The organism is Stenotrophomonas sp. JAG2 (assembly GCF_041080745.1).
GTDB classification, from domain to species: Bacteria; Pseudomonadota; Gammaproteobacteria; order Xanthomonadales; family Xanthomonadaceae; genus Stenotrophomonas; species Stenotrophomonas maltophilia_AA.
In genome coordinates this window covers 24,322-48,541 of the sequence record NZ_JBEUMH010000010.1, presented here as the reverse complement: position 1 = coordinate 48,541, position 24,220 = coordinate 24,322, and the positions used below count along the sequence as shown (strand labels likewise).

General features: G+C 67.2%; 24 protein-coding genes and 1 tRNA gene. 17 read left to right on the top strand and 8 right to left on the bottom strand.

All coding sequences use genetic code 11. From position 1 onward, the window contains the following. The 3 genes from AB9O74_RS13810 to AB9O74_RS13800 form a co-directional block, all read right to left on the bottom strand. Positions 1-1,164, bottom strand: a complete 1,164-nt coding sequence (locus AB9O74_RS13810) for a zinc-dependent alcohol dehydrogenase (RefSeq protein ID WP_369349641.1) — start codon at positions 1,162-1,164, stop codon at positions 1-3. Between the two features lie 186 nt (positions 1,165-1,350). Then, a complete protein-coding gene (locus AB9O74_RS13805) occupies positions 1,351-1,590 on the bottom strand; it encodes a hypothetical protein (RefSeq protein WP_369349640.1) in 240 nt (79 codons plus the stop codon). Positions 1,591-1,681: 91 nt separating this feature from the next. Then, positions 1,682-2,170, bottom strand: coding sequence for a DUF421 domain-containing protein (locus tag AB9O74_RS13800; RefSeq protein ID WP_369349639.1), 489 nt, complete (start codon positions 2,168-2,170; stop codon positions 1,682-1,684). Positions 2,171-2,326: 156 nt separating this feature from the next. Here AB9O74_RS13800 and AB9O74_RS13795 point away from each other — a divergent pair, with 156 nt between their 5' ends. Continuing rightward, entirely contained in the window at positions 2,327-2,698 is a 372-nt protein-coding gene (locus AB9O74_RS13795) for a hypothetical protein (RefSeq protein WP_369349702.1), read from the top strand. A gap of 16 nt (positions 2,699-2,714) precedes the next feature. Then, entirely contained in the window at positions 2,715-2,879 is a 165-nt protein-coding gene (locus AB9O74_RS13790) for a hypothetical protein (protein ID WP_369349638.1), read from the top strand. Between the two features lie 66 nt (positions 2,880-2,945). Here AB9O74_RS13790 and AB9O74_RS13785 read toward each other — a convergent pair whose 3' ends face one another. Together AB9O74_RS13785 and AB9O74_RS13780 are read right to left on the bottom strand one after the other, a co-directional pair. Continuing rightward, positions 2,946-3,236 (bottom strand): hypothetical protein, encoded by a 291-nt coding sequence (locus tag AB9O74_RS13785; RefSeq protein WP_369349637.1) that lies wholly within the window; start codon positions 3,234-3,236, stop codon positions 2,946-2,948. Between the two features lie 226 nt (positions 3,237-3,462). Then, a tRNA-Arg gene (locus tag AB9O74_RS13780) sits at positions 3,463-3,539 on the bottom strand. A 147-nt stretch (positions 3,540-3,686) separates the two neighbouring features. Between AB9O74_RS13780 and AB9O74_RS13775 the strand changes: the two genes are divergently transcribed. From AB9O74_RS13775 to AB9O74_RS13740, 8 genes are all read left to right on the top strand, one after another. Further along, on the top strand, positions 3,687-4,331 hold the full coding sequence (locus tag AB9O74_RS13775; RefSeq protein ID WP_369349636.1) for a phosphatase PAP2 family protein: 645 nt from the start codon (positions 3,687-3,689) through the stop codon (positions 4,329-4,331). 183 nt (positions 4,332-4,514) lie between these two features. Continuing rightward, on the top strand, positions 4,515-6,047 hold the full coding sequence (locus AB9O74_RS13770; RefSeq protein ID WP_176989839.1) for an aldehyde dehydrogenase family protein: 1,533 nt from the start codon (positions 4,515-4,517) through the stop codon (positions 6,045-6,047). Beyond that, positions 6,047-6,832: an SDR family NAD(P)-dependent oxidoreductase gene (locus AB9O74_RS13765; RefSeq protein WP_369349635.1), complete on the top strand. Its 786-nt coding sequence runs from the start codon at positions 6,047-6,049 to the stop codon at positions 6,830-6,832. The genes AB9O74_RS13770 and AB9O74_RS13765 overlap by 1 nt, the downstream gene beginning before the upstream one ends. Positions 6,833-6,882: 50 nt before the next feature. Then, positions 6,883-7,167: a DUF4190 domain-containing protein gene (locus AB9O74_RS13760; RefSeq protein WP_176989837.1), complete on the top strand. Its 285-nt coding sequence runs from the start codon at positions 6,883-6,885 to the stop codon at positions 7,165-7,167. 7 nt (positions 7,168-7,174) lie between these two features. After that, a complete protein-coding gene (locus tag AB9O74_RS13755) occupies positions 7,175-7,945 on the top strand; it encodes a class I SAM-dependent methyltransferase (RefSeq protein WP_369349634.1) in 771 nt (256 codons plus the stop codon). Between the two features lie 9 nt (positions 7,946-7,954). After that, positions 7,955-9,010 (top strand): quinone-dependent dihydroorotate dehydrogenase, encoded by a 1,056-nt coding sequence (locus AB9O74_RS13750; RefSeq protein WP_346478032.1) that lies wholly within the window; start codon positions 7,955-7,957, stop codon positions 9,008-9,010. Then, on the top strand, positions 9,007-10,056 hold the full coding sequence (gene murB / locus AB9O74_RS13745) for a UDP-N-acetylmuramate dehydrogenase (RefSeq protein ID WP_176989834.1): 1,050 nt from the start codon (positions 9,007-9,009) through the stop codon (positions 10,054-10,056). Before AB9O74_RS13750 ends, murB begins: the two co-directional genes overlap by 4 nt. 50 nt (positions 10,057-10,106) lie before the next feature. Then, positions 10,107-10,976, top strand: a complete 870-nt coding sequence (locus tag AB9O74_RS13740; protein WP_176989909.1) for a DMT family transporter — start codon at positions 10,107-10,109, stop codon at positions 10,974-10,976. Positions 10,977-11,012: 36 nt separating this feature from the next. Here the strand turns inward: AB9O74_RS13740 and AB9O74_RS13735 are convergent, their stop codons facing one another. Together AB9O74_RS13735 and AB9O74_RS13730 are read right to left on the bottom strand one after the other, a co-directional pair. Next, on the bottom strand, positions 11,013-12,041 hold the full coding sequence (locus AB9O74_RS13735) for a phosphotransferase enzyme family protein (protein WP_369349633.1): 1,029 nt from the start codon (positions 12,039-12,041) through the stop codon (positions 11,013-11,015). Between the two features lie 126 nt (positions 12,042-12,167). Beyond that, positions 12,168-12,947: an NAD(P)H-dependent oxidoreductase gene (locus AB9O74_RS13730; RefSeq protein ID WP_369349632.1), complete on the bottom strand. Its 780-nt coding sequence runs from the start codon at positions 12,945-12,947 to the stop codon at positions 12,168-12,170. Positions 12,948-13,030: 83 nt separating this feature from the next. Here AB9O74_RS13730 and AB9O74_RS13725 point away from each other — a divergent pair, with 83 nt between their 5' ends. From AB9O74_RS13725 to AB9O74_RS13710, 4 genes are all read left to right on the top strand, one after another. Then, positions 13,031-13,933: a LysR family transcriptional regulator gene (locus tag AB9O74_RS13725; RefSeq protein ID WP_369349631.1), complete on the top strand. Its 903-nt coding sequence runs from the start codon at positions 13,031-13,033 to the stop codon at positions 13,931-13,933. Positions 13,934-14,030: 97 nt separating this feature from the next. Next, the gene (locus AB9O74_RS13720; RefSeq protein ID WP_369349630.1) at positions 14,031-17,150 is read left to right on the top strand and encodes a discoidin domain-containing protein; all 3,120 of its coding nucleotides are present in this window, start codon (positions 14,031-14,033) and stop codon (positions 17,148-17,150) included. A 222-nt stretch (positions 17,151-17,372) separates the two neighbouring features. Continuing rightward, positions 17,373-17,687, top strand: coding sequence for a helix-turn-helix transcriptional regulator (locus AB9O74_RS13715; protein ID WP_176989827.1), 315 nt, complete (start codon positions 17,373-17,375; stop codon positions 17,685-17,687). A gap of 2 nt (positions 17,688-17,689) precedes the next feature. After that, positions 17,690-18,151: an SRPBCC family protein gene (locus AB9O74_RS13710; RefSeq protein ID WP_369349629.1), complete on the top strand. Its 462-nt coding sequence runs from the start codon at positions 17,690-17,692 to the stop codon at positions 18,149-18,151. Positions 18,152-18,238: 87 nt separating this feature from the next. Here the strand turns inward: AB9O74_RS13710 and AB9O74_RS13705 are convergent, their stop codons facing one another. Then, positions 18,239-18,874 (bottom strand): helix-turn-helix domain-containing protein, encoded by a 636-nt coding sequence (locus tag AB9O74_RS13705; RefSeq protein WP_176989825.1) that lies wholly within the window; start codon positions 18,872-18,874, stop codon positions 18,239-18,241. Between the two features lie 324 nt (positions 18,875-19,198). Between AB9O74_RS13705 and AB9O74_RS13700 the strand changes: the two genes are divergently transcribed. From AB9O74_RS13700 to AB9O74_RS13690, 3 genes are read left to right on the top strand one after another with little or no spacing between them, the layout of a single operon-like run. Continuing rightward, complete coding sequence (locus AB9O74_RS13700; protein ID WP_369349628.1) at positions 19,199-21,181, top strand: serine hydrolase domain-containing protein; 1,983 nt, start codon at positions 19,199-19,201, stop codon at positions 21,179-21,181. A gap of 33 nt (positions 21,182-21,214) precedes the next feature. After that, positions 21,215-22,213, top strand: coding sequence for a dipeptide epimerase (locus tag AB9O74_RS13695; protein WP_369349627.1), 999 nt, complete (start codon positions 21,215-21,217; stop codon positions 22,211-22,213). Continuing rightward, complete coding sequence (locus AB9O74_RS13690; protein WP_369349626.1) at positions 22,210-24,210, top strand: serine hydrolase domain-containing protein; 2,001 nt, start codon at positions 22,210-22,212, stop codon at positions 24,208-24,210. The genes AB9O74_RS13695 and AB9O74_RS13690 overlap by 4 nt, the downstream gene beginning before the upstream one ends. The last annotated feature ends 10 nt before the right edge of the window (positions 24,211-24,220 follow it).

The following is a 24,220-nucleotide window of genomic DNA, read 5'->3' as shown; positions in this document are numbered from 1 at the left end:
TCAGGGCGTCAGGATCACCTTGCGGCAATCCTCCTCTTTGCGGTCGAAGATTTCGTAGCCACGCACCGCGTCTTCGAGCGACAGGCGATGCGTCACGATCACGCCCGGGTCCAAGCGGCCTTCGCCGATGTGGTCGAGCAGCTCCGGCATCAGCTTCTGCACATGAGTCTGGCCCATCTTGAAAGTGAGGCCCTTGTCGAACGCATCGCCGAGCAGGAAGCCATGGATGAAGCCGGCATACACGCCGGGAATGCTCACCGTGCCCCCGCGACGGGTGGCTGCGATGCACTGCCGGATCGCCACGCCACTGCTGCCTTCCACCTTGAGCGTGGTCAGCGCCGATTCCAGTGCGCTGCCCTCCGCTTCGAAACCCACCGCCTCGATCGTGGCGTCGACGCCGCGTCCGTTGGTCTGGGTGATGATGTACTCGGCGGGATCCTCAACCTGGGTGAAGTCAATCGGGGCCACGCCGTAGGTCTGCTGCGCAAAGGCGAGGCGATACGGCAGATGATCGACCATGAAGATCGTTTCCGCGCCCAGCAGGCGGCAGCACGCCGCGCTCATCAGCCCGACCGGACCGGCACCGAAAATGGCCACCGTGGAGCCGGGCTTCACGCCGGCGTTGATCGCGGCCTGATAACCGGTCGGCAGGATGTCGGACAGGAACAGCACCTGCTCATCGGACAGCGCATCGGGAATGCGCAGCGGCCCGACGTTGGCCTTCGGCACGCGCACGAACTCCGCCTGCCCGCCCGACACGCCGCCGTAAAGATGGCTGTAACCGAACAGCGCCGCCGGCGGGCGGATGCCCTTCTGGTTCAATGCAGCACCCTTGCCGGTATTGGTGGTCTCGCAGGCCGCGAACTCGGCCAGGCGGCAATGGAAGCATTCGCCGCACGCGATCACGAAGGGAATCACCACGCGGTCGCCCGGGCGCAGGTCCATCACCCCCGCGCCGACCTCCTCCACCACGCCCATGAATTCATGGCCGAGCACGTCGCCGGTGTGCAGATCGGGAATCTTACCGCGGTACAGATGCAGGTCCGAGCCGCAGATCGCCGTGGCGGTGACGCGCAGGATGATGTCGTCCGGGGCGGCCAGCGCAGGATCCGGCACGGTATCGACCCGTACATCCTTGCTGCCGTGGTAAGTCAGTGCGCGCATAGCAAACTCCGTGTCCAGGTACCTCTTTGGTACGTGGTACGGCGTGGCAGCGTCGTGACCGCACCGTGTGCGGGGTGTCTATCCGGGTCAATGCGCAGCGCGGCAGCACCGGAACGCATGGCGCTCCGTAGTGCGTGAGGACTGAATCATTCATTCTGCAGGCGCGGCCCGTGCCCCGCCCGTCGCTTACTCCACCGAGGGCGCCGACGGCGTCTCTGGATCCGGCGGCAGTTCCTGCGGCGGCGACGCCGGCGCAGGATCACCCTCCGGCGGAATCTCCTGCGGGGGATCCTGTGCCGGTGGATCGCCACGGCCCGGTTCTTCCACCGGCGGCGCGGATGGCACCGGGTCCGGGGTCGGATCCGGCACCTGGGCGATCACATCATCGAATGAGGCAATCGTTTCACTGTCCAGTGTCATGTACATCGCGCGTGTTCCTGTTGAGGGGCTGCGCCCAACGCTACGTGGCGTACCGTCAACATACGGCGACGGCGAACTGCCGGGCGAACGCTCTGGCTCAGTCATCTCCCTCGGAGCGGCGCTTGTTCACGGTGATCTCGCCGGAGGTTTCCAGCACCGCCAGCTCGACCTGCCCGAAGCCCTCGCAGCCATTGGCGCGCATCGCCACCTCCAGGTCGGCCGGGCTGACATTGCAGCGCTTCACCTGGTCCCAGTAGATCGTGCCGTGCCGCGCCAGCACCACCGGCACGCCTTCCACGATCTGGTTGAGTCGCTTGCTGCGCGCCCCGACGAACCCGACGAACCAGTTCAGCCCGATCAGGGTCGCGGCAAGAATGAGCCCACCGGCCAGCGAGGTGTCCTCGCCGATCAGCGAGTTCTGCACCGCCGTGCCCAGCAGCACGATCACCAGGATATCGAAGGGCGTGGACTGCCCCACCGAGCGCTTGCCACTCATCCGGGTCAGCAGCAGGACCACGACATACACCGCGATTGCGCGGACGACGAACTCCCACCATTCCATCCCCAACTCGAACATCTCATGCATCGCGGCAGCCTCCGTGTGGCGAGGTCTGGACGATAGGAAGTTCGAAGTGAAGCCGGTGGGAGCACCCGCCCTTCACGGCACCCCCGCTCCTTCGTAACAGCCGCAGGGCTAGCGTCGAGCCATAACCGCCCAACCCGTTCGCGCAGGAGCCACGCCATGCAGCACGACAAGACACCGCCCGCCTCCACCGAAGACGCCCACGCCACGCACAACCTGCCGCCGGCGGAAGGCAAGGTCGACAGGAAGCGCACCTCGGAGAACCACGACGAAGCGCTGGAAGAGACCTTCCCGGCAAGTGATCCCATCTCGCCGTTCGTCGCGGCCAAGCCGCCGAAGGACGACCAGGATGCGAAAGATCCGGACGCGGAGCATCTGAAGACCGAAAACGAGGGCTACAACCAGCGCGGCCACGGCAAGGGTGGCAAAGCCGGTGAAGGTGAGCCGGACGGGGTGCGAGAGGACGACGGTATTACCCAGCCCAACTTCGGCCAGCACGGCACGGCCGGCAAACAGACGCTGGATCACTGATCAACGAGGACATGTCATGACCACGAGCCCGCGAGTACCGGCCACGAAAGAAGACGACCAGCAGAAGAGCCACACGCCGGACAAGCTGAGGAACGACGACGCCCGGTGGAAGGACAAGGACATGCCGGAGGCGGAGCATACGGCCACCCCTGACGACTACGAGCGTCCAGAAAGGCCCTGAGCATCAGCTCTCCGGGCGACGGTCCTTACTGCCGCGAGGCCGTGAACACCGCCTGATGCCGCAGTTTCAGCCAGCCGCGGCGCCGGTCGGTTGCGCAGCAATGCTGCGGACGTACTCTTCGCCCAGCTGGTCGGCCAAGGATTCCGCGTCTTCCAGCGTCGCATGACGGACCGATGTTTCGATCGTCCGCAGATGGCTACGGTGAGGTGAAAATATATGCACGACGCCCTGGCAATAAGGGCCCAGGTCGACCGCGGAGACCACCAGGCTGTAGCCGAGAATATCCCTGTTGTACGCCATTGCACCTCCGTGATCAGCCAATGGATTCACGGTGCCATGCGGTACGCCGGGCGTCATGGGCACAAGGTCATACCCGGTCCCTATCGCCAAGCATCAAGACATCGCGAAACTGGATCGGAGCCATAGAAGCGCAGAGGATGCACTGCCCGGACGGGATCGCGCAGCGCCGCGAAGAAACTCCGGCCAGGCGCTTTCTGACTGTGACAGCCGTGACCAAATCGTGTGGTTAACGGATAAACATGGAGTATCCGACGCAGAAACAGTCGCGTAAGTGCTTGAAATCTGGTGACCCCGGCCCGATTCGAACGGGCGACCTTCCCCTTAGGAGGGGGACGCTCTATCCAGCTGAGCTACGGGGCCACGGAGGGCGTAAAGGATACAGGCAAACCGCGCATTCCATCCAATCACCCGCGACGCGAGCACCACGAATGCCCCGTTGCCCGCCACTCATCCCCGACAGCGGTAACTGCCCTATGCTCCTGTGCCCCCCCACGATGAGTGACGCAAGTGCATTCCCTGTGGGTCCTGCTGTCCCAACTGGGCGACAGCCGCTGGTTGCTGCCGTTGAGCGGAGTGCTGATTCTCTTCGGTGCCCGGGCAAACCGTGCGCTGCGCGTGCGATGGGCGGTCGGCCTGGTCGTTGTCGGCGGGCTGTCCCTCGCCTCTAAATTGGCGTTCCTGGGGTGGGGCATCGGTTGGGCGCGGCTGGATTTCACCGGATTCAGCGGCCACGCGACGATGACGGCGGCGGTGTATCCGGTCGTCTTCTACCTGATGCTCCAGGGGCGGGTGCGGTGGCCGCTCGCCGGCGCGGTGCTCGGTGCACTGCTCGCCGCCGCAATCGCTTACTCACGGCTGCCATTGAACGCCCACTCGGTGTCGGAGGTCGTCAGCGGATCGCTGTTGGGCATCGCCGTCAGCGCCATGGCCCTGCGGGCCCGGGATGACACCGCCAGGACGCCACTGCCTGCCATCGCCGCCGCCGTGCTTGGCGCAGCGATGACCCTGGTGCTCTTGTCGGGCGTGCGGACGCACGACCTGGTGATGCGCCTGGCGACCGATTTGTCCGGACGCGGCGAGGTATTCACCCGCGCAAGCGCCTGCAGCCACCCGGCCTCGCATGCGGCGCCTGCCTGCCAGCCGAAGCGCTGAGCACCCTGGCGGGGCGAAGGGAGTCAGTGCGACGTCCGCCATACGCCGGGCAATGGACGCGCCGAGGCCGCCGCACCGCCCGATAAGGCATTGCCCCCCTCTGTTACCATTCGGGGTTCAGCTTGCCGCCCCCCACCCTGCCAGCGGCCAGCGCCTTACAAACGCAACGCAACAGGAGTTTGCATGTCCTCTGACCTGCTCAAGGCCCTCGGCCTCGACGCGACCAACGCTGGCACCTACCTTGGCAACGGCGAGTGGTCTTCGGCCACCGACGCCGGTGTGATCACCCCGGTGAACCCGACGACCGGCGAAGCCATCGCCCAGGTCTACGCGACCACCGACGCCGACTACGAAACCATCGTGGCCCGCGCCCAGGAGGCCTTCAAGGTCTGGCGCACCACCCCGGCCCCGCGCCGTGGCGAAGCCGTGCGCCTGTGCGGTAACGCCCTGCGCGCCAACAAGGATGCCCTGGGCTCGCTGGTCGCGCTGGAAATGGGCAAAAGCAAGCCCGAAGGCGATGGCGAAGTGCAGGAGATGATCGACATCGCCGACTTCGCCGTGGGCCAGAGCCGCATGCTCTATGGCTACACCATGCATTCCGAGCGCCCGGGCCACCGGATGTACGAGCAGTACCAGCCGCTGGGCCTGGTCGGCATCATCAGCGCGTTCAACTTCCCGGTCGCGGTATGGGCATGGAACTCCTTCCTGGCCACGATCTGCGGCGACATCTGCCTGTGGAAGCCGTCCAACAAGACCCCGCTGACCGCGATCGCTTCGATGCGCATCTGCAATGAGGCGCTGCGCGAGGGCGGATTCCCGGACCTGTTCTTCCTGATCAACGATGCCGGCACCGAACTGTCGCAAAAGATGGTGGCCGACAAGCGCGTGCCGCTGATCAGCTTCACCGGCTCGACCCAGGTCGGCCGCCAGGTCGCCGAGAAGGTCGCGCATCGCCTGGGCCGCTGCCTGCTGGAGCTGGGTGGCAACAACGCGATCATCCTGGATGAAACCGCCGACCTGAAGCTGGCGGTCCCGGGCATCGTGTTCGGCGCCGTCGGTACCGCCGGCCAGCGCTGCACCACCACGCGCCGCCTGATCGTGCACGAATCCATCCATGACGACGTGCTGGCCACGCTGATCAAGGCGTACAAGCAGGTCGAAGGCAAGATCGGCGATCCGACCGACCCGGCCAACCTGATGGGCCCGCTCAACAGCGAAGGCGCAGTGGAGCAGTTCCTGGCTTCGATCGAGAAGGCCAAGGCCAGCGGCGGCACCGTGCAGACCGGCGGCACCCGCATCGACCGCGCGGGCAACTTCGTGCTGCCTGCCATCGTCACCGGCCTGAAGAACAGCGACGAGGTCGTCCAGCACGAGACCTTCGCCCCGATCCTGTATGTGATGAAGTACAGCACGCTGGACGAAGCGATCGACATGCAGAACGGTGTGCCGCAGGGCCTGTCCTCCTCGATCTTCACCACCAACCTGAAAACCGCCGAGCGCTTCCTGTCGGCAGCGGGTTCGGACTGCGGCATCGCCAACGTCAACATCGGCACCTCCGGCGCCGAGATCGGCGGTGCGTTCGGTGGCGAGAAGGACACCGGCGGTGGCCGTGAGTCCGGCTCGGACGCCTGGAAGGTCTACATGCGCCGCCAGACCAACACCATCAACTACTCCGACTCGCTGCCGCTGGCCCAGGGCATCAAGTTCGACCTGTGATGGACGCCGCGCCCCACCTGCCGGCCGGCCCGCGCCTGGATTTTACCGGGCGCCGGGTGCTGATCGCCGGGGGCAGCAAGGGCATCGGGCGCGCGATGGCGCTGGCGTTTGCTTCGGCAGGCGCCCGCGTCTCGGTCTGCGCACGCGGTGAGGCCGGTCTGGCCGCGCTGCGTGCGGATGCCGGGGCGCTCGGCCTGGCCGTGCATACGGCCAGTGCCGACCTCTCCCGGCTGGACGACATCGGCCGCTGGCTGGCCGATGCCGCGCAGGCCCTCGGCGGCATCGACGTGCTGGTCAACAACGCGACCGGGTACGGCATGACCGACGATGAGGCGGGCTGGGAAGCCAGCTTGAACGTCGATCTGATGTCGGCCGTGCGCGCCTCGCGGCTGGCCCTGTCCTGGCTGCAGCAGTCCAGCGATGCCTGCATTCTCAACCTGGCCTCGATCGCCGCCCAGCAGCCGCGCCCGGGTGGCGCGCCGTATGCGGCCGCCAAGGCCGCGCTGATGCACTACACCACCTCGCAGGCCCTGGCCCTGGCGCCGCAGCGCATCCGCGTCAACGCCATCGCCCCGGGCTCGATCGAGTTCGAGGATGGCCTGTGGGCGCGCCGGCGCGAGCAGGACCCCGAGCTGTATCGAAACACCCTGGCGAAGATCCCGTTCGGCCGCTTCGGCGAGCCGGCGGCCATCGCCAACGCCGCGCTGTTCCTGTGCTCGCCGCTGGCGGGCTGGATCACCGGGCATACATTGAATGTCGATGGTGGCCAGGTCCTGATGGGATAAACCCGCCGCTGGCCCTATCATCGAACCCTCCCACCGCGACCAGGACCTGCATGAGCCTTCCGCCCCGACAAACGAGTGCCATGGCCGTGGTCAGCCTGATCATGGGCATCCTCGGCTGGACCGCCCTGCCCTTCATCGGCAGCATCGCGGCGATCGTCACCGGCCACCTGGCCCGTGCCGAGATCCGCCGCCGGCCGCTGGAACTGGAAGGCGACGGCATGGCGCTGGCCGGCCTGATCCTGGGCTGGATCGTGGTGATCGGCAGCCTGCTCGCCCTGGTAGTGGTGCTGTTGTTCTTCGGCGGACTGGCCTGGTTTGCCGCTACCCAATCGTGAGGTGCACATGAGCCGCTCGGATTCGACCGAACGCTTCAGCAGTCGGGTTGCCGACTACGTCCGCTACCGTCCCGACTATCCCCCGGCATTGCTGGATTGGCTGCACCAGGACATCGGTGTGCCCACCGAAACCCTGGTCGCCGATATCGGCGCCGGCACCGGCATTTCCACCCGGCTGTTCCTGGCCGCCGGCCACCCGGTCATCGCGGTGGAACCGAATGCGGCCATGCGCGAGGCCGCCGAGCAGTTGCTCGCGCCCGACTATCTGCGCCTGAAGGTCGCCGACGGCACCGCCGAGGCCACTGGCCTCGCCGACAACAGCGTTGGCCTCGTTGCCGCAGCGCAGGCCTTCCACTGGTTCGATACCACTGCGGTGCGCCGCGAATGGGCGCGCATCCTGCAGCCCGAGGGCATGGCCCTGGTGTTCTGGAACTCGCGCCTGCTCGATGCCTCGCCGTTCCTGATCGGCTATGAGCAGCTGCTGCTGGAGTTCGGCACCGATTACACCGAGGTCGCGGAGCGCTACCAGGACGATGACACCATGCGCGCGTGGTTCGGCGAGGGTCTGCGTGGCATGGCCCGGCTGCCGAATGTGCAGCGCATGGACTACGACGGCCTGCGCGGCCGCCTGCTGTCCTCCTCGTATGCACCGCAGGCCGGTCACCCGCGCCACGCGGCGATGCTGGAGGCACTGCAACAGCTGTTCGACGCCCACGCGGTGGACGGCAAGATCGCCTTTGAATACCAAACCCGTGCCTTTGTCGGCACGCTGGACTGACTGAACGCCATGTACTCGCTTGCCCGCCCCTTCCTGTTCGCCCTTGATGCAGAACGCGCCCACGGCCTTGGCCTGAGCGCGCTGGACCTGGCCTATCGCACCGGCACCACGCCGCTGATGGGCCGCCGCATCGACCCGCTGCCGACCAACGCGTTCGGAGTGAGTTTCCCGAATCCGGTGGGCCTGGCCGCCGGCCTGGACAAGAACGGCGAGCACATCGATGCGCTGCTGGCCCTGGGCTTCGGCTTCGTGGAGATCGGCACGATCACCCCGCGTCCGCAGGCGGGCAACCCGAAGCCGCGCCTGTTCCGGCTGCCGGAGCACCACGCCATCATCAACCGCATGGGCTTCAACAACCTGGGCGTGGATGCGCTGGTGCGCAATGTCGAACGCGCCAAGCGCCGCACCGGCCTGCTCGGCATCAACATCGGCAAGAACAAGGACACGCCCAACGAGCAGGCGTTCGACGATTACCAGCACTGCCTGCAGAAGGTGTATCCGCTGGCCGACTACATCACCGTCAACATCTCCTCGCCGAACACCGCCGGCCTGCGCGAGCTGCAGGAAGAGACCGCGCTGCGCCAGCTGATTTCGCAGCTGCGCGAAAGCCAGGAAAGCCTGGCCGCCAAGCACGGCAAGCGGGTGCCGATGCTGGTCAAGGTCGCCCCGGACCTGAGCGATCGCGACATCGATGCGGCCGCGCGCGTGCTCGGCGAACTCAAGGTGGACGGCGTGATCGCCACCAACACCACCATCGACCGCAGTGCCGTGGCCGGTGACCCGCGCGCGAACGAAGCTGGCGGCCTGTCCGGTGCGCCGCTGCTGGGCCAATCGACCCTGGTGCTGCGCCGCCTGCGTGCGCGCCTGCCCGAATCGATGCCGTTGATCGGCGTGGGCGGCATTCAATCCGGCGCGGATGCGGTGGCCAAGATGGCCGCCGGCGCCGCGCTGGTGCAGTGCTACAGCGGCCTGATCTTCCGTGGCCCGGAACTGGTACATGACTGCGTGGAGGCGATCCGCCGCCGCAGAGAGGCGCCCAGCCGCGGCGCGGTGGCACCGCTGTGAACGACGCCATGACTGCCTGGGCCATCACTGAAAACGCCTCGCTGAAGGCGCTCAATACCTTCCATGTCGACGCCACCGCTGCGCAGCTGCTGGAGGTGTTCGATCCTTCCGTGCTGCCCGAGGTGCTGGCCCTGCCACGCGTCGCAGAGCAGCCGCTACTCGTCTTGGGCAGCGGCAGCAACGTGCTGATCGCGGACAACGTGGAAGGCACCGTGCTGGTGTTCGCCAATCGCGGCATCGAGATTCTGGAGCACCGCGCCGACCACACGATCGTGCGTGCCGGTGCCGGCGTGAACTGGCATGGGCTGGTGATGTGGTCGCTGCAGAACGGCCTGTCCGGGCTGGAAAACCTGGCCCTGATCCCCGGCACCGCCGGCGCCTCCCCGATCCAGAACATCGGCGCCTATGGTGCGCAGGTCGGCGAGTTCATCCAGGCGGTCGATGCCTGGGACCGACACGAGAACGACTGGGTGCGCTTCGATGCGGAAGGCTGCCAGTTCGCCTACCGCGACAGCATCTTCAAGCACGACCCGGACCGTTACCTGATCACCGCGATCGAGCTGCGCCTGCCGCTGCTGCATGGCCTGCGCCTGGGCTATGCCGGGATCGCCGAGGAAATGGAGGCGATGGGCGTTGAACTGCCGGTGGCCGCCGATGTGGCCAACGCGGTGATCAACATCCGCCGCCGCAAGCTGCCGGATCCGGACGTGCTCGGCAATGCGGGCAGCTTCTTCAAGAACCCGATCCTGCCGCTGGAACAGGTGGAGGTGCTGCTGCAGCACTTCCCGGAGCTGCCCGTGTACCCGGCCGACGATGACAGCCGCCGCAAGATCTCCGCGGGCTGGATGATCGAGAGTTGTGGCTGGAAGGGTTACCGCGATGGCGATGCCGGCGTTGCCCCAAGTCATGCGCTGGTGCTGGTCAACCACGGCCAGGCCACCGGCGAAGAACTGCTCGCACTGGCGCGGCGGATCTCCGCCTCGGTCCTGGAGAAATTCGGCGTGCCGATCGAACCGGAACCCAGGCTGATCGGCGCACAGTGGTGAACCCCGCCCCCGCGTTACCGGTGGCCACGCCGTTGCGGGCCGGCCTGCTGATGCTCGGCAGTACCTTGGCCTTCGGCCTGATGGCGATCGCGATCCGCTACGCCACCCGCTACGTGCCGACCCAGGAAGTGGCGTTCTTCCGCAACGCGTTCGGCCTGCTGGCACTGCTGCCAATGCTGATCCGCCCCGGCAGCGCGCCGCTGAAGACGCAGCAGCTGCCGCGTTACTTCCTGCGCAGCGCGATCGGGCTGGCCTCGATGCTGTGCGCGTTCTGGGCGATCGGGCACCTGCCGATCTCCCAGGCGATCTCGCTCTCCTATTCGACACCGCTGTTCGTGACCATCGCTGCCGTGTTGTGGCTGGGCGAAACCGTGCGCATGCGCCGCTGGGCGGCGGTGATCATCGGCTTCATCGGCGTGCTGATCATCGTGCGCCCGGGCTCGACCAGCTTCACGCCCGGCACCTTGGTCGCCGTGGGTGCCGCGGTGCTGAGCTCGCTGGTGGCGATCCAGATCAAGCAGCTCACCCGCATCGACAGCGCCGATACGGTGGTGTTCTACACCTATGTGTTCTGGGTGCCGCTGTCGCTGGTGCCGGCGCTGTTCGTCTGGGTCTGGCCGACTGGCCTGGCCTGGGTCTGGCTGGTCGCGACCGGTGTGCTCGGCACGCTGGGCCAGCTGCTGTGGACGCGCGCCCTGCGCCTGGGCGAGGTCTCCGCGTTGACCCCGATCAGCTTCATGCAGCTGCCGCTGGTCAGCCTGCTGGGCTGGCTGTTGTTCAATGAAGCCCTTGACCGCTGGACCGTGATCGGCGCCGGCATCATCCTCGGCGCGAACGCCTATATCGCCCACCGCGAAGCGGTGCTGGCACGGCGGGCGAAATCGCAGGCGGTCACGGCGGCTGCGAAGCCCGGGGAGTAAACGGGCGCCGTCAAACGTGGTCGCTGACACGCTGCCTCACCCCTGCGCAGCCTGCCACGCACGGGTCGCGCAGTCGGCCACGTTGCCGGGCGGGAACTGCTCGGCCATGTAGCGCAGCGCCTGGCGCCGCTGTGCAGGCGGGCGCGCCGTAGCGCCGGGTTCCAGCAGGAGATCGTGAAACTCCTGCAGGTCCTGCAGGATCCGCCAGTGGCGGTAGTACGCCACCCACAACGGATCCGCCTCGACCGGCCCGTAGCCCTCGGCGAACCCCGGCGGCTGCTCACGCCCCCAGCGCCCGCCGATGCCGGCGCCGATGAACATCAGGTCGCGCTCGCGCGGGGCCAGCACCATCTCGTCCCAATCGATCAGATGGATGCCCTCATCTGGCCCGACCAGCACATTCCCCGCGTGCAGATCGGCGTGACAAAGCACGCGGCGGGGGCGACCATCGCCGATGCGCGCACGCAGCGCGCCGCAGCGCTGCCAGATCGCCTCGATGCGCTGACGGTGCCGGCACCACAGGGCCAGATACTCCTCGCCCAATGCATCGCGCACCGGTATGCGCGCGTCGGCGCGCTGCAGCCATGCGCCGACGCGCTCCACCGCAGTGTCGTCGTCGAATCCAGGGCGACGCAGACGCCCGGACAGCGCCTCCGGCAACCGCGCGTCGTGAACCTTTCGCAGCACGTGCCCGAGGCGTTCCCAGTGCCCACGCGACAGCGCCTCTTCGAACCCGGAGAACGCATCGACATAGGGAAACAGCGTCCACTGCAGGCCCGCCCAGGTTGCCGCCGCCGCACCGTCGCGGGTCGGCAGCGGCGCGATGATCTCGCGCAGTCCCAGATGGTCACGCAGATGGTGCAACACGTCCCACACCACGGCATCCACCGCGTAACGCCGGCACTTCAGCCACCAGCGCATGCCATCAGGCGCACCCACCTGGTACACGGTCGCACCCGCGTCAGCGCCACAGGGGCGCTGCACCACCGCGGTGGCTCGTACGCCGTAGGCCTCCCCCAGCACCTGGGTGATCTGCGCCGAGGACAACTCTTGTGGATGGAGCATCAATCCAACGGATGTAATGAATACGTATCGACTATCGCAGATCGATACCCTGCAGCGCAGCGCAGTCCATCACGAAAGTGGCCACGCGCTGCTGGCGTGGTCGCGCGGGCCGCCATGGCGGTGAACTCAGCCGATGATGTGGATGCCCGCCCCGCTTTCACCCGGCGCCAGTTCCGGCCGCAGCTGCAGGGCGGGAATCTCATAGTCGCCCCCATTCTGGCGGCGGTAGGCGATCGGGGCATCGGTCGCCAGGCCGTCCAGCCGGGTGCCCAGGTTCTCCAGCAGCGCCGGGAACGATGCGTCGTCGACGCGGCCGGTGCGGTAGATCACATGCGGCGGCAGCACGTCGAAGCCGGGATAGAACAGGATGCCGTGCTGGATCGGAAACAGGACATCCTCGATCGAACCGTTGATGCCGCGCGGTGCGTAGTGCGACGCCCAGCCACCGGTGGTGACCACCAGCATCGCCCGCTTGCCGCTCATGGCACCCTCGCCGTAGCGATCGCCCCAGTGACGGTCCGAGTGCTCGCCCACCCCATACGCGAACCCATAGGCGTACACCCGGTCGACCCAGCCCTTGAGGATGGCCGGCATCGAGAACCACCACAGCGGAAACTGCAGGATCACCGCATCGGCCCAGCGCAGTTTGTCCTGCTCGGCCGCGATGTCCGCGCTCTGCGCACCGTTGGCGTACGCCTGCCGCGAGTCCAGCGAGGCATGGAACGGGTCCGACGGATCGCGGCCAGGATGGTCGGCCGCATCGACCTGCGATTTCCACTGCATGGCATACAGATCGGAGACCTGCACGGTGTGGCCGGCCTGTTGCAGACGTTCGACGGTGAAGGCTTTCAGCGAGCCGCTGAGCGAAGTCGGTTCGGGGTGGGCGTAGACGATCAGGACGTTCATGGCAGTTCCACGGAGGAGATGCCGCCACGGTAGGGATGGCAGCGCTATAGTGGAAATGCATTCCCGCAATCGCTGACATTGCCATGGACAATACCTTGCGTCGCATCGACCTCAACCTGCTGGTGACCCTGCATGCCCTGCTGGACGAGCAGAACGTCACCCGCGCCGCCGCGCGCCTGCATCTGGCGCAGCCCACGGTGAGCGTGCAGTTGGGGCGGCTGCGTGATCTGTTCGACGATCCGCTGCTGCTGCCCGGCCCGCGCGGCATGCGGACCACGGCGCGCGCCGACGCCCTGCGCGCGCCATTGGCCGAGGCGCTGGCCGCACTGGAGCGCGCAGTGGCGCCGACCCGGGCGTTCGACCCGGCGCAGGCCAGCAACACCTGGCAGGTGATGGCCTCCGACTACGGCGAGTCCACCGTGCTGCTGCCGGCTCTGCCCGGCCTGCGTCGCGCCGCACCGGGCACGCGCCTGGCCGTGGTCGAACTCGCACCGCGGCGCATGGTGGAGCAGGCCGAGCGTGGCGATATCGACCTGGCGTTCCACATTGCCTCCGATGCGCCACCCGCCCTGCATCACCGCCCGCTGTTCACCGAACGCTACGTACTGGCTGGCCGCGCCGGTCATCCAAAATTGAAGCGTCGCCCCACCCTGGCCCAGTTCTGCGCGCTCGAGCATGTCATCGTCTCGCCGATGGGCGGCGGCTTCCACGGCGTCACCGACGAGGCGCTCGCCCGGGTGGGTGCACAGCGCAGGGTGGCCTTGTCAGTGCCGCACTTCCTGTACCTGCGCAGTGTGATCAGCCGGACCGACATGGTCGCGATGGTGCCCGCGCGGCTGGTCGCCGATGACCCGTCACTGCGTGTAGTGGAGGCGCCGATCGACGTGCCCGGCTACCAGATGATGATGCTGTGGCACGAGCGCGTGCACCGCGATCCGGCGCATCGCTGGCTGCGGGACCAGATCGCCCAAGCGGTCAAGGAATGATCCGGCGCATATTGCGACGCGTCATGTAAACGATTACATCCCCTGCTAGCGTGTCCCCACCCCGCCGTCGGGGTCGTTTCAGATCAGGAGCACGTTGATGGGGCTGCAGGCTGACCGTTCGACCGTCGTGCACCGACCGCGCCGCATCATGGCCGGCAGCGTGCTCTTCTCCGCCCTCGCGCTGAGCCTCACCGCGGCCGCCCAGGACCTGCCACCGCGCAGCCAGTGGCAGGCCAGCAGTTCCTCCCAGCAGGTGCCGGCGATGGCGGTCGGGCATCTGATCGACGGCGACCCGAAAACAGTCACCGGCGGCGCCTTCAGCCCGGGCCACTGGTTCCAGGTGGACCTGGGCAGGCCGAGCATGCTCAGCGGCGCGCAGATCACCTGGGACGTCTCCAATCCGGAGGGGTACACCCTTCAGACCTCGCTGAACGGCCAACAGTGGCAGCCGGCCTACACCATGCGCGATTCGCTCGGCGGTATCGAGACGCTGTTCTTTGCGCCGCGCAACGCCCGCTATCTGCGCCTGGCCAGCCCGGCGCGCACCTCGGACTGGGGCGTGTCGATCTTCGAGCTGGAGCCCTTGGATTCCACCACGAGCGCGCGCGTGTCCGGCGTGGATGCGACCCAGGCCGCGGCGCTGTGGCAGGGTGGCAGTGCCATCGACGTTCCGCGTGGCAAGGACGGTACGCACACGCTCGAGATCGCGTTGCCGCGTGCCGTCTCCACCACCGGCCTGTCCGTGGATTGGAAAGGTGAGCACGGTGCCGCACGGCTGCAGGCACGCGATGCGCAGGGCCGCTGGATGGACCTCGCACGCGATCCGCAGGCCGGTACACGGCAGCAGAGTTGGTTGGCGGGCACTGCTGCCGTGACCGCCACCGCGCTGCGGCTGACGGTGGACGGTGGCGCCCCCCGGGTCGAGCGCCTGCGCCTGCTCGGCCCCAAGGCAGTGATGACGCCGATGAAGCGCTACCAGATCGCCGCCAGCGGCGCGCAGCGCGCATTGTTCCCGGCCTCGCTGCACATGCAGCAGACCTACTGGACCGCGGTCGGCATCCACGCCGGCCGACAGAAATCGATCTTCGACGAGTACGGCAACATCGAAGCCTTCAAGGGTGCGCCGCTGGTGCAGCCGATCTGGCGCAACGCGAACGGTGTTGCCGCAGGGGCCGCCGACCAGCCGGTGCAGCACGCGCTGCGCGATGGCTGGAAGCCGATGCCCTCGGCGACGTGGTCGCCACAACCCGGGCTGGAACTGCAGAGCGAGGCGTTCGCGGTCGAGGTGGGGGGACAGCCGGTCACCTTCGTGCGCCATCGACTGCGCAACACCGGCAGCGCCCCTCTCGAGGGCACCCTGACACTGGCGGTACGGCCGATGCAGATGAATCCACCGTGGCAGAACGGCGGCCTCTCGCCGATCCGCGAGGTGGCCGTGGAAGGTCGACAGGTGCGCATCAACGGGCGCGCCCTGCTGCAGTCGCTGACCCCGGTCGATGCCGCGGGTGCGGCGCCGTTCGGCACGGAGGGCAGTACCGAGATCACCGCGGCCATCGCCAGCGGTACTCTGCCCGCGGCCACGCAGGCACGCGATGCCGAGGGTCTCGCGTCCGCGGCGCTGGCCTACCGCGTGCAGCTCGCGCCGGGTGCCAGCCGCTCGGTGGTGGTCGCCTTCCCGCTGGGCACCGCCGCTTCGGCCAAGGACGGTTCGTTGCCGAATGCACCGCCACTGGCGCTGCCTGGCGTCCCGCGTGCACCCGATGCGGCGTACGACGCACTTGCCAAGCGGGCATCCGACGACTGGCAGGCACGCCTGGGCCAGGTCGGCCTGCGCCTGCCCGATCCCTCGCTGGTGGACATGCTGCGCGCGCAGGCGGCGTACATGCTGATCAACCAGACTGGCCCGGCCATGCAGCCCGGCCCGCGCAACTACAACCGCTCCTTCATCCGCGACGGCATGGCCACCTCCGCGGTGCTGCTGCGCATGGGCGAATCCAGGGTCGCGCGCGATTACCTGGCCTGGTACAGCGAGCACGGCGTGCATGCCAACGGCCTGGTCTCGCCGATCCTCAACGACGACGGCAGCGTCAACACCGGCTTCGGCTCGGACATCGAGTACGACAGCCAGGGGCAGTACATCAGCCTGGTTGCCGATGTCGCGCGCCTGGATGGCGGACCGGACTCAGTACGCGCCTATCTGCCCAAGGTGAAAGCCGCGATGCGCTTCCTGCAGGAACTGCGCGAGCGCACGCTGGTGCCCGGCTACATGGCCAGCCAGCCTTCGCCGGAACGCTTCGCCGGCATTATGGCGCCGTCGATCAGCCATGAGGGCTATCCCTCGCCCACGCACAGCTACTGGGACGACTACTGGGGCCTGAAGGGCTGGCATGACGGTGCGTGGCTGGCCGAGTCGCTGGGCGATCATGAAACCGCCGCCTGGGCGCGCGAACAGTACACCGCCCTGCACGATGCACTGGCTGCCTCGATCCGCGCCACGATGGCGTGGAAGGGCATCGACTTCATTCCTTCTTCGGCCGACCTTGGCGATGGTGATCCGACCGGCGTGTCGATCGCGCTCGATCCCACCGGCGCACAGGATGTGTTGCCGGCCGAGGCGCTGCGCACCACGTTCGCCCGCTATCTGGACGATGTCCGCAAGCGCGGCGAGCCGGGCGCGTTGTATGCCTATACCCCGTACGAAATCCGCAACGTGCTGAGCTACGTGCATCTGGACCAGCCCGAGGCCGCCGACGAACTGCTGCAGGGCCTGCTGCATGACCGCCGCCCGCTGGAATGGCAGGTGCTCGCCGAGGTGGTCCATTCGCGGCTGCGCTTCCCGCGTTATCTCGGCGACATGCCGCATACCTGGATCGGCGCCGAATACGGACGCACGCTGTTCGGGATGCTGATGCGCGAAGACGATGACGCGCTGTCGCTGCTGCCGGGCACCCCGCCCTCGTGGGTGGCCGGCGACGGGCTGGCGGTGGATCGCCTGCCGACCGCCTACGGCATCCTGGCCCTACAGGCACGGCAGCGCGACGGCACGCTGCAGGTAACGCTGGGCAAGGGGCTGCGCACGGACACCGCGGTCCGTGTGTGGTGGCCGAGCCGTACGCGCCCGACCTCGGTCCGGGTGGATGGCCGCGTCGTGAGTGACTACGACGCGCGCGGGGTGACGCTGAAGCAGCCGTTCCGCCGGCTGGAGGCGACGTGGTGAGCCCGACGCCGCCGGCATGGCGATGCTCTGTCGGCCGATGAAGGGCTAGAACCCGGTCAGCCCTGCCGGTCGACGGGACGACGCAAGCCTTGTTCCGGTCGTGGCGGTGCCTGGCATGACCGGCATTGACATGCAGGTATTTACCTGCATATTATCGGATCGTCGACGGGCGCCATCACATGCACAGGGCGTTACCTGGATCACGAGCAGCGAGGAACGCGGATGGACGCAGACAAGGTGTTCAAGGCGCTGGGCGACCCAACCCGCAGGGCGCTGCTGGATGCGCTCTGCCAGACCAACGGGCAGTCGCTGGGGCAGCTCTGCGCGCACCTGCAGATGGCACGGCAATCGGTCACCCAGCACCTGGGACTGCTGGAAGACGCCAACCTGATCAGCACCGTCAGGCGCGGCCGCGAGAAGCTGCACTTCATCAACCCCGTGCCTCTGCACGAGGTTTACGAGCGGTGGGTACGCAAGTTCGAGCACCAACGGCTGAGCCTGCTGCATGACCTGAAAAAAGAACTCGAAGGAGAATGATGATGTCCACGGTGTCTACCTGCTTCATCCACGTGATCTATATCGCCTCCACCGCCGAAAGCGTATTCGAGGCCATCACCCGGCCAGAGATCGCCCGCACCTATTGGGGCCATGAGAACGTATCGGACTGGCAGCCCGGTTCACGCTGGCAGCACGTCCGTGCCGACGCGGCAAGGAAGGTCGAGCTGGTCGGCGAGGTGGTCGAAAGCACCCCGCCCTCGCGCCTGGTCATCAGCTGGGCCGCCGCGTCGCAGGCCGATGACGCGCAGGCCTACAGCCGCGTGACGTTCGATATCGTGCCGTATGACGGCATGGTCCGGCTCACCGTGACCCATGACCAGCTCGAGCCGGGCAGCGGCATGGACACTGGCATCCGCCAGGGCTGGCCGCTTGTCCTGTCGAGCCTGAAATCACTGCTGGAGACCGGCAGGGGAATGGACGTCTTCGCCATGCCACTGGCCTGATCCGGGCGGGAAGATCACAGAAAAGGGCGCCTTGGGCGCCCTTTTCATTCAACACATCTCGCTCGACCGCTGTACGCGACAACGCGCTCAGACGCTCCCCTCATGCTCATGCAGGGTGATCAGCGATTCCATCAGGTCTTCGTCCGCACTCGCGCACACGGCCAGCAGCACCGCTTCCTCGCAGCCGGTATCGACGATGTAGGCGTGCCCCATCTGGCTGTCGATGTAGATGCCCTGCCCGGTCTCCAGCACCACCGGATCGTAGAACTCGGTGTGGACCTGGATGCGGCCTTCCATCACGTGCACGTACTCCTCGCCCGGGTGGCGGACCAGGTCGCCGAACTCGGCGGTGGTCTTGGCCCGCACCTTGGTCAGGATCGGGATCATGCGCTTGCGGCGCAGTTCGGTGCATAGATAGTAGTAATCGTAGTTGTCGGTCTGGACCCGCAGCGCCTTGTCGAGCGAGCCGAGGCTGCGCCGTGCGGTGACCGGCTTCGGCGCGCTGTCGGCGTCGGGCTCGGAGAACAGATCGGACATGCGCAGGTTCAGGCGCTGCGCCAGGTGCTGGAGCTTGTCGTAGGTCAAGGTCAGGCGGTCGTGCTCGATCTTGGACAGCGTGGACAGGGGAATTTCGGTGTGCTCGCTCATTTCCTTGAGCGTCCAACCCTGGCGCGTGCGCAGACCGCGCAGCAGGGTTCCGAGCGTCGGGCTTTTGGGGCTCATCGACAGGACCTTTGGGCTATTGCTGGTGAAGTTGCCGATACGATACTACGTAGAGATGAATGCCATCCTGATCAGGATGGTTTCTTGTCGCGTTCGCCTCATATGGCGCCTCTCAACGCCGTGTAATCGTTCTCATCCGCCCCGGAATGGCGTATTCAGGGCATGTAACGGTCGCAATCACCCTTGCTCGGTGGCCGCCAGACGAGATCACGCGCAATTGACATTTCTCTGATCAGGAATATTGTTGTCTGATTGAGATGGTTTTGGGCCCTCCGATCGTTTGTGCGGGGTGCCTCGTCTTCCAGTTCCAGAGGGGATCGTCACATGCGTGCGTTGTCAGGGCTTGTCGCGTTGTGTTGTGGGCTGTTGCTGTCCTTCCAGGCCGATGCACAGCGGCCGTCGTCCCCGCCTCCGGAGGCCGCGCCCACCCGCGTGGACACCGTGGCCCGATTGACCGCGGATGACGCGGCCACCTGGCTGGATGGGTTCATGCCGTATGCCATCGCGCGCGGTGACATCGCCGGCGCGGTGGTGACCGTGGTCAAGGACGGCCAGATCCTGGTCCGTCGCGGGTACGGCGTCTCGGATGTGGAAAAACAGACCCCGGTGGATCCGGACCGCACCCTGTTCCGGATGGCCTCGGTTTCCAAGCTGATGACCTGGACCGCGGTGATGCAGCTGGTGGAGGCCGGCAAGCTGGATCTGGACGCGGACATCAACCAGTACCTGGACTTCAAGGTGCCCGAACGCGGCCTGCCGATCACGCTGCGCCAGCTGATGACGCATACCGGTGGTTTCGAGGCCAACATCAAGTACATGTGGACCAGCGAGGCGGTGGCCGAAGCCGGTGACATCGCGCTGGGACCGTACCTCAAGCGACGGGTGCCGGCGCAGATCTTCGCCCCGGGCACCGTGCCCGCCTATTCGAACTACGGCACCAGCCTGGCCGGCTACATCGTCGAGCGCGTGTCCGGCCAACCGTTTGCCGAGTACGTCGAGCAGCACATCTTCGTGCCGCTGCAGATGCAGCACGCCAGCTTCCGCCAGCCGCTGCCGCCGGCGCTGCGTGCACTGGTCAGCAAGGGCTATGCACTGGGATCGGGCAAGCCGCGCGACTTCGAAGTCACCCCAGCCGCTCCGGCCGGCGCACTGTCGGCCACCGGCAGCGACATGGCGCGTTTCATGATCGCGCACCTGAGCGCGGCGGGCGGCCACGACACCGCCATTCTGAAAGCCGCGACCAGCCAGCTGATGCTGACCCCGCAGACGCGCTTCGCGCCGCCGCTGAACACCATGGCGCTCGGCTTCTACGAGATCGATGTCAATGGCCAGCGCGTGGTGTCTCACGCCGGTGACACCTACTCGTTCCACTCGCAGCTGTTCCTGTTCCGCGATCACGACGTCGGCCTGTTCGTCTCGCTCAACAGCGCGGGTGCCAACGGCATCACCGGCCCGATCCGGCGTGAACTGCTGGAGAACTTCGCCGACCGCTATTTCCCTGCCGCGGCACCCGCCCCGGCACCGCCCGTGGACGCGGCACTGGCCAAGCAGCAGGCGCGCCTGCTGGCTGCGCCGAGCTACCTGGATTCGCGGCGTGCGGAGACCGGCATCGGCCGCACCGGCATCCTCACCCAGACCCGCCTGGAAGCCCTCGACGATGGCAGCCTGCGTCTGCCGCGCCTGAAGCAGCCCAACGGGCAGCCCACCATCTTCAAGCCGATCGCGCCGTGGCTGTGGCAGGCCAGCAACAGCGAACTGCGCCTGGCCGCCATCGTCAAGGACGGCGTGCCGGTCGGCTTTGCGGTGGATTCGTCTTCGCCGTTCAACGTGTTCCTGCGTGCCGAAGGCTACCGCTCGGCGCTGTGGCTGAAGCCGGCACTGACCGGGGCAGTGGCCGTGCTGGCGCTGTCCGCGCTGGCCTGGCCGATCGCCGCGTTCGTGCGCCGCCGTCATGGGCGCGTGCTGGGCTGGCCGCGCAGGACGCTGCTGGCCTATCGCCTGAGCCGCTTCGCGTGCTGGTTCATGCTGCTGGTGCCTGCCGCGGCCATGGCGGTGATGACCTGGGCATCGGCGGATTTCGCCCGCCTCGATGACCGCCTCGATCCGGCAGTGATCGGCCTCGGCATCGCCACGGTGATCGCGATCGTCGGCGGGATCGGCTCGACGGCCTGGAATCTGGTGGAGACGGTACGCGTTCGTCGCGGCTGGCTCGCCCGCCTCTGGGCCGCGCTGCTGCTGATCGCGGCCTGCGTGCTCGCCTACGCCCTGGTCCTGATGGGCCTGGCCGACTTCGCTCTCAACTACTGACCCATGGCCCCGCCACGGGGCTGGAGACATCCTGTGAAACTGACCCTGCAGATCGATACGCTTGCCTTGCTGGCCCCGTTCCGGATCAGCGGCTACGTGTTCGAACACGCCCCGGTACTGCGCGTGGAACTGGAAGACGGCGGCCATCGCGGCCGCGGCGAAGCCAGCGGTGTGTACTACTTCGATGACACGCCCGAGCAGATGCTGGCGACGCTGGAACTGCTGCGTGCGCGCATCGAAGCCGGCATCACCCGCGACGAGCTGCAGCAGCTGCTGCCCCGCGGCGGCGCGCGCAACGCACTCGACTGCGCGCTCTGGGATCTGGAAGCGAGCCGTAACGGCACGCATGCCTGGGCGCTGGCCGGGCTGTCACAGACGCGGCCGCTGCTGACCACCTGGACCCTGGGCGCCGATGACCCGGCGACGATGCAGTCGATCGCGACCGGACGCTATGCGCCGGCCAAGGCACTCAAGCTCAAGCTCAGCGGTGATCTGGATATCGACATCGAGCGCGTGCGTGCGGTGCGCAAGGTGCGCCCGGATGTGTGGATGGGCGTGGACGCCAACCAGGGCTACAGCGTGGACGTGCTCGATGCGCTGATTCCGGTGCTGCTGGAGAACGGCATCAAGCTGCTGGAACAACCCTTGCCGCGCGGCCGCGAAGCCGAGCTCAAGGGCTTCGCGCGGCCGTTGCCGTTCGCCGCCGACGAGAGCGTGCAGGATGCTTCGGAAATCGAGGCGCTGGCGGGTCTGTTCGACGTCATCAACATCAAGCTCGACAAGGCCGGCGGGCTCACCGAAAGCCTGGCGATGGTCGGCAAGGCCCGCTCGCTGGGCATGCAGGTGATGGTCGGCAACATGATCGGCAGCAGCTGGGCGATGGGCCCGGCGTTCATCGTGGGCCAGCATTGCGACGTGGTCGATCTCGATGGCCCGCTGTTCCTGCGCGACGACCGGACCCCGGGCCTGCGCTACGACGACGGACTGGTGCATTGCGACGACGCCGTGTGGGGCAAGGGAGTGCACGCATGAGCATCTGGCGCCCGCTGATCTCCGGCCTGTTGCTGGCCTCGACTGCCGCGTTCTCGCCAGTGCATGCACAGGCACCGGTCCCCGTCGCGGCGCCGGCGGCACCTGCCGCAACCGAAGCGGCTGACAGCATCGCACCCGCGCAGACACCCACCGGCACGCTGGATGCCGCACGCGTGGACACCTTCCTCGATGGCCTGGTGCCCTACCTGATGGCCCAGGGCGATCTCGCCGGCGCCGTGGTCACCGTGGTCGAGAACGGCAAGGTCGTCACCGAACGCGGCTTTGGTTTTTCCGATGTCGAGAAGCGCACGCCGGTCGACCCCAAAACCACGTTGTTCCGCCCCGGCTCGATCTCCAAGCTGTTCGTGTGGACCGCGGTGATGCAGCTGGTCGAACAGGGCAAGCTGGACCTGGACACCGACATCAACACCTACCTGGACATCAAGGTCCCGGCCAAGGGTGAGCCAATCACGCTGCGCCAGATCATGACCCACACCAGCGGTCTGGAAGAGCGCATGCGCTACCTGATCGTGCTGGGTCCGGATCATCCGGCCAACCGCGACAACTACCTCAAGGAATGGGTGCCCAACCAGATTTCCACACCGGGCACGACACCGGCGTACTCCAACTACGCCACCGGCATCGCCTCGTACATCGTCGAGCGCGTCAGCGGACAACGCTTCGAGGACTACGCCAGGCAGCACATCCTGCAGCCGCTGGACATGCAGTACGCCAGCTTCGAACAGAAGCTGCCGGCCGAGCTGCTGCCACACGCTGCCAAGGGCTATCTGCTGGGCTCGGGCAAAAGCTACCCGGCCGAGAAGAACACGGCACCGGGCGTGGGCGGTCTGTATGCCTCGGGGTCGGCGATGGCCCGTTTCATGATGGCCACGCTCAATCATGGTGAGCTCGACGGCCAGCGCATCATGCGCGCCGAGACCAACGCACAGATGCTGACCCCGCAGCCGGCGATCCTGCCGCATCTGCCGCGCATGGCGCTCGGCTGGATGGCCTCGGACACCGGTGGCTACGACACCCGCTCGCACGGCGGCACGATGCTGTTCTTCTACTCGTGGTTGTGGATGATCCCGGAGCGCAACATCGGCGTGTTCGTCTCCACCAACAGCGTCGGGCGTGATGCGGCCGGCTCGGCGCTGCGTGCCCAGGTGTGGGAGCGCTTCGTCGAGAACTTCCTGCCGACCCTGCCGATCCAGGCCGCCGGCCCGGGCGTGGATGCGGCAACCGCGCGCGAACATGCCGCGGCGCTGGCGGGGGTGAGCTGGCAGAGCACGCGCCGCTCGGACAGTTCGTATCTGCGCATGCTGACCCTGTTCGCACCGATCCGCGTGCACCCGCAGGAAGACGGCACGATCACCGTCGATGGCCAGAAGGGCCTCAACGGCCAGTTGCTGCGCTGGCGCGAGGTGTCGCCCTGGCTGTGGCAGCAGGAAAACGGTCGCGGCCTGTTGGAAGTGAAGGTCAAGGACGGCCGGCCGGTGTACTTCTCCGGCGGCCCGTTCGCCTCGGTGTTCGGCTTCGAACCGATCCCCGGCTGGCGTTCGCCGGCGTGGCTGCGTCCTGCGCTGATCGTCGCGCTGGGGCTGCTGACGCTGTCGGCGGTGCTGCGCGTGGGTGGCGTGTTCGTCCGTCGCTACTACCGGGTTCCCGCGCCGGCCGAAGGCCGTGGCCTGCGTCGACTGCAGACGCTGTCGATCACCGTGCTGCTGGGCAGCGTGATCGCCTGGGTGGCGTATGTGAAGTCGATGTCCGCGCCGGGCGGTATCTCCAGTTACACCAACGGACCGTTGATCCTGGTGCAGGCGGTGTCCTGGCTGAGCGTGATTGCCGCGGTCGCACTGGTCTGGGTGGCCGTCCGCGCGCCGGCCAGCTGGCCGCGCGTGCGCCGCTACGGCGCCTGGGTGGTCGCCCTGTCGGGCCTGGTGGTGGCGTTCGTCGCCATTACCCAGCGCCTGATCAGTACCGGCCTGCAGCTCTGACCCCCGGACG

Bases quoted from the DNA above. Each gene is read 5' to 3' on its own strand.
- AB9O74_RS13810 (WP_369349641.1), bottom strand. From the start codon at position 1,164: ATGCGCGCACTGACTTACCACGGCAGCAAGGATGTACGGGTCGATACC.
- AB9O74_RS13805 (WP_369349640.1), bottom strand. From the start codon at position 1,590: ATGTACATGACACTGGACAGTGAAACGATTGCCTCATTCGATGATGTG.
- AB9O74_RS13800 (WP_369349639.1), bottom strand. From the start codon at position 2,170: ATGCATGAGATGTTCGAGTTGGGGATGGAATGGTGGGAGTTCGTCGTC.
- AB9O74_RS13795 (WP_369349702.1), top strand. From the start codon at position 2,327: ATGCAGCACGACAAGACACCGCCCGCCTCCACCGAAGACGCCCACGCC.
- AB9O74_RS13790 (WP_369349638.1), top strand. From the start codon at position 2,715: ATGACCACGAGCCCGCGAGTACCGGCCACGAAAGAAGACGACCAGCAG.
- AB9O74_RS13785 (WP_369349637.1), bottom strand. From the start codon at position 3,236: ATGACGCCCGGCGTACCGCATGGCACCGTGAATCCATTGGCTGATCAC.
- AB9O74_RS13770 (WP_176989839.1), top strand. From the start codon at position 4,515: ATGTCCTCTGACCTGCTCAAGGCCCTCGGCCTCGACGCGACCAACGCT.
- AB9O74_RS13765 (WP_369349635.1), top strand. From the start codon at position 6,047: ATGGACGCCGCGCCCCACCTGCCGGCCGGCCCGCGCCTGGATTTTACC.
- AB9O74_RS13760 (WP_176989837.1), top strand. From the start codon at position 6,883: ATGAGCCTTCCGCCCCGACAAACGAGTGCCATGGCCGTGGTCAGCCTG.
- AB9O74_RS13755 (WP_369349634.1), top strand. From the start codon at position 7,175: ATGAGCCGCTCGGATTCGACCGAACGCTTCAGCAGTCGGGTTGCCGAC.
- AB9O74_RS13750 (WP_346478032.1), top strand. From the start codon at position 7,955: ATGTACTCGCTTGCCCGCCCCTTCCTGTTCGCCCTTGATGCAGAACGC.
- AB9O74_RS13740 (WP_176989909.1), top strand. From the start codon at position 10,107: ATGCTCGGCAGTACCTTGGCCTTCGGCCTGATGGCGATCGCGATCCGC.
- AB9O74_RS13735 (WP_369349633.1), bottom strand. From the start codon at position 12,041: ATGCTCCATCCACAAGAGTTGTCCTCGGCGCAGATCACCCAGGTGCTG.
- AB9O74_RS13730 (WP_369349632.1), bottom strand. From the start codon at position 12,947: ATGAACGTCCTGATCGTCTACGCCCACCCCGAACCGACTTCGCTCAGC.
- AB9O74_RS13725 (WP_369349631.1), top strand. From the start codon at position 13,031: ATGGACAATACCTTGCGTCGCATCGACCTCAACCTGCTGGTGACCCTG.
- AB9O74_RS13720 (WP_369349630.1), top strand. From the start codon at position 14,031: ATGGGGCTGCAGGCTGACCGTTCGACCGTCGTGCACCGACCGCGCCGC.
- AB9O74_RS13715 (WP_176989827.1), top strand. From the start codon at position 17,373: ATGGACGCAGACAAGGTGTTCAAGGCGCTGGGCGACCCAACCCGCAGG.
- AB9O74_RS13710 (WP_369349629.1), top strand. From the start codon at position 17,690: ATGTCCACGGTGTCTACCTGCTTCATCCACGTGATCTATATCGCCTCC.
- AB9O74_RS13705 (WP_176989825.1), bottom strand. From the start codon at position 18,874: ATGAGCCCCAAAAGCCCGACGCTCGGAACCCTGCTGCGCGGTCTGCGC.
- AB9O74_RS13700 (WP_369349628.1), top strand. From the start codon at position 19,199: ATGCGTGCGTTGTCAGGGCTTGTCGCGTTGTGTTGTGGGCTGTTGCTG.
- AB9O74_RS13690 (WP_369349626.1), top strand. From the start codon at position 22,210: ATGAGCATCTGGCGCCCGCTGATCTCCGGCCTGTTGCTGGCCTCGACT.